The following is a 3,680-nucleotide window of genomic DNA, read 5'->3' as shown; positions in this document are numbered from 1 at the left end:
GTAACTGTGTTTGAGGGCCGAACAGGTCAGCACCGGGCGCTCGCCACGGGCGTCGACGCGGCGCAGTTCATCGCACAGGCTGTCGAGCCAGCCGGCACGGTCTTCGTCGTTCAGGGGGATACCCGCGCTCATCTTTTCGATATTGGCGGCAGGGTGAAAAGTGTCGCCTTCAATGGCGGTGGCGCCGCTGAGCTGGCACAGGGCCTGGCTGACACACGTCTTGCCGCAACCGGCAACGCCCATGATGACCAGGGCGGTGATGGAATGATTCATGTAACACCTCAGCGCGCAGACAGCGCTACCTTTGCTACGTAAAACTCTAGTGCAAAAGCAGATGTTGCCGACGCCTYCTTGTCATTTTTGTGGGTTGCAGCATGTTCGTTCTCGATGCCGAAAAGCGAGGATCAGGCAAACCCCGCTCACGCATTTGCAGCTGCATCGAGACAGCGCTACCTTAGTGCCTTGAATTTTGTTTGGCAAGCCGTCCGATGAATACCCCTAAAAACGATAAAAATACACGAACCACTGGCCGTCCTACCCTCAACGAAGTCGCGCGCCTGGCCGGTGTCAGCCCGATTACAGCCTCCCGCGCCCTGCGTGGCGTCAGCACGGTGGCCACCGAACTGGTGGAAAAAGTCCAGAAGGCTGCCCTCGAGTTGAACTACGTGGTCAACCCCGCCGCCCGCGCGCTGGCCTCGGCGCAGAGCCATTCCGTCGTGGTGTTGGTACCGTCATTATCCAACCTGCTGTTCATCGACACGCTGGAAGCCATTCATCAGGTTTTGCGACCAAAGGGCTTCGAAGTGCTGATCGGTAACTTCCATTACTCGCGCGATGAAGAAGAAAACCTGCTGCGCAACTACATGGCTTATCAGCCGCGCGGCTTGCTGCTGACCGGTTTCGACCGCACCGAAAGTTCGCGGCGGATGATCGAGGCCAGCAACATTCCCTGCGTCTACATGATGGAACTGGACAGTGCGGCGGGACTCAATTGCGTCGGTTTTTCGCAGCTGGCCGCCGGCGAAACGGCGGCCGAGCATTTGCTGTCGCGCGGTCGCAAACGCCTGGCTTATATCGGAGCGCAGCTGGATCAGCGTACGTTGCTGCGGGGCGAAGGTTTCCGTCGGGCGCTGCAAAAGGCCGGGCGCTACGACCCGGATCTGGAAGTGTTGACGCCACGGGCCTCATCGGTCGGACTCGGTGGCGAACTGTTCCTGCAATTGCTGGCTGCGCATCCAGACCTCGATGCGATCTTCTTCGGTAACGACGACCTGGCCCAGGGCGCACTGCTCGAAGCCTTGCGCTGCGGCATCAAAATCCCCGAACAGGTGGCGATCCTTGGCTTCAACGACCTGCCCATGTCCGAACACATGGTGCCGCGCCTGAGTAGTATCAATACGCCTCGAGAGGCCATTGGCCGTCGTTCGGCCGAGTTGATGCTGACCTTGATGGCCGGCAATTCGGTGGCCAAACCGGTGCAAGACATGGGGTTTGAATTGAAGGTGCGCGAGAGCACCTGATACGCAATCATCCCTTTGCTCGTGCTAGATTCCCGGCACCTGTAACAGCAAACGGAGAAGCTCAATGGGACATGCGCTGAAGATTTTGGGTCGGGCCTCGTCAATCAACGTCAGAAAGGTCCTGTGGGCCTGCGATGAACTGGGCGTTTCCTACGAACGGGAAGACTGGGGCAGCGGTTTTGCCTCGACCCAGAGTCCGGAGTTTCTCCAGCTCAACCCTAACGCACAGGTGCCGGTGCTCATCGACGAAGCCGGCGTGCTGTGGGAGTCCAACACCATCTGCCGCTATCTGGCCGGCAAATACCAAAACACCGATCTGTTGCCCATCGAGCCGGCGGCGCGCGCTCGCGTGGAACAGTGGATGGACTGGCAAGCCACCGAACTCAATCCGTCCTGGGGCTACGCCTTTTTTGCGCTGGTGCGGCAATTGCCGAACTTCCAGGATCCGCAGCGGATCGCCGATGGCGTTCGCGGCTGGAACGCGAAAATGGGCATCCTCGAACAGCAACTCGCGTCGACCGGAGCGTATGTCGCCGGACCTCGGTTCACCCTGGCCGATATCCTCATCGGCTTGTCGGTCAACCGCTGGCGGATGACCCCGATGGAACGCCCGGACTATCCCGCCGTCGACGCGTATTGCCAACGACTGGCATTGCGACCGGGGTTCATGGAACACGCCTGCAACGGCGTGCCATAACGCCAAACCCGCTCCCTCTGCCCTTCCATAAAAAGAGAACCCCATGAACGGACTCAACGTACTGCTGACCGGCGCCTGCGGCAGAATCGGCAAAACCTTTTTTGAAGCTTCGCAGGACCGCTACACCTTCGTGCTGACGGATCGCATCGAGCCCGACTTCAATGTCGAAGCACCGCATCGCTTTGTACGCCTGGACCTGTCCGACCTCACCGCCATAAGCGAAGTGCTGAAAGGCATCGACGTCATTGTGCATCTGGCCGGCATCCCTCACGCCACCGCCTCTTTCGATGAGTTACTGCCCAACAATATTCTGGCCACCACTTACCTGTTCGAAGCCGCCGTGGCTGCGGGTTGTAAACGATTGGTGTTCGCCAGCAGCGCGCAGAMCATCGAGGGCTATCCGGTGGACCGGCAGATCACACCGGGCATGCAGGTGATGCCGGCCAATCTGTATGGCGTCAGCAAGTGTTATGGCGAAGCCTTGTGTGCGTTCTACGCTGCCAAACACAACCTCTCGAGCATTGCCATACGCATCGGCGCTTTCGAGTTTGCGGACCGTCACGAATTGACCAACGCTCGCGACCTGAGTGCATGGCTCAGCCCTCGTGATGCAGTGCAGTTGCTGCAACTCTCTGTGGAGGTCGAAGGTGTGCAACACCTGATCGCCCACGGTATCTCCAATAACCGTTTCAAACGCCTGGACCTCAGTGAAACTACCCGGGTGTTGGGTTATAGGCCGGTGGACGATGCATTTCAGGAGTTCGACATTCCCATTGGGTTTCCTTGACGGTGCGTCTCCAGAATCCGGGCAACGTGGTTCTTGCGCTGTAGCCTGAGGTCGGTCGACCTCTGCCGCTCGGCGGCAAGGGTTGATCGCCCTCCTTTTCAGTTCCCGGACGAATCAGCCGATAACTGATGTTCTGCGAGCATCCTCAGCAGCGCCCGCACCGCCGCCGAAGGTTCTTTGTCGGGCGCGACCACCAAGGCAAACTCCCGGTCGATGCGCGGCGTCACCGGCACTATCCGCAAGCCTTGGCGATGAGTCGGCAGGGTCATTTCCGGCACCACGGTCACGCCGATGTTTTCCCGCACCAGGGTGAACGCACTGCTCCACTCACGCACCTCGGCCCGCACATCCAGCAGTTGCAACCCGGCATCAGCCGCCAGGCTGCGGGCATTGGTCGAACACCCGCCCGTGGCCAGCACAAAGGGTTGCTCCGCCAGTTCCGCCAGTGAGACGCCCTCTTCATTCGAGCGGCGCGCCAAAGGATGGCCACCGGGCAGAACCGCCACCCAGGCATCACGCCCCAAACGCCCGGCATTGCGCGCAGGTGCCGGGTTCAACGCCACACCGACATCCACCAACCCGGCACTGAGCAACGTTTCCACTTCATCGTCGCTGACCTCTAGCGCCACCACTTGAATGCCGGGATACAGCCGATTGAACTGGCGCAACAGTGGCG

General features: G+C 60.0%; 5 protein-coding genes. 3 read left to right on the top strand and 2 right to left on the bottom strand.

The window, feature by feature from the left end; genetic code table 11:
* Positions 1-273: gluconokinase (locus tag AC1DLB_RS24655; RefSeq protein WP_477785807.1), on the bottom strand; the 273-nt coding region annotated here is incomplete at its 3' end.
* A gap of 215 nt (positions 274-488) precedes the next feature.
* On the opposite strand from AC1DLB_RS24655, the gene gntR reads away from it, so the two are divergent.
* From gntR to AC1DLB_RS24640, 3 genes are all read left to right on the top strand, one after another.
* Complete coding sequence (gene gntR, locus AC1DLB_RS24650) at positions 489-1,520, top strand: HTH-type transcriptional regulator GntR (RefSeq protein ID WP_018926440.1); 1,032 nt, start codon at positions 489-491, stop codon at positions 1,518-1,520.
* A 64-nt stretch (positions 1,521-1,584) separates the two neighbouring features.
* The gene (locus AC1DLB_RS24645; RefSeq protein WP_019651718.1) at positions 1,585-2,217 is read left to right on the top strand and encodes a glutathione S-transferase family protein; all 633 of its coding nucleotides are present in this window, start codon (positions 1,585-1,587) and stop codon (positions 2,215-2,217) included.
* A 43-nt stretch (positions 2,218-2,260) separates the two neighbouring features.
* Positions 2,261-3,004 (top strand): NAD-dependent epimerase/dehydratase family protein, encoded by a 744-nt coding sequence (locus AC1DLB_RS24640; protein ID WP_477785806.1) that lies wholly within the window; start codon positions 2,261-2,263, stop codon positions 3,002-3,004.
* A 98-nt stretch (positions 3,005-3,102) separates the two neighbouring features.
* Here the strand turns inward: AC1DLB_RS24640 and AC1DLB_RS24635 are convergent.
* On the bottom strand, positions 3,103-3,680 hold a 578-nt coding region (locus AC1DLB_RS24635), incomplete at its 5' end, for a LysR family transcriptional regulator substrate-binding protein (protein ID WP_477785805.1).

This window comes from Pseudomonas sp. 05N434, from assembly GCF_056396965.1.
Note: the sequence above shows the minus strand (reverse complement) of the source record. Positions and strands in the feature narration are given on the sequence as shown.

Excerpts from the sequence above, each read along its gene's own strand:
- gntR (WP_018926440.1), top strand. The coding sequence starts at position 489 with ATGAATACCCCTAAAAACGATAAAAATACACGAACCACTGGCCGTCCT.
- AC1DLB_RS24645 (WP_019651718.1), top strand. The coding sequence starts at position 1,585 with ATGGGACATGCGCTGAAGATTTTGGGTCGGGCCTCGTCAATCAACGTC.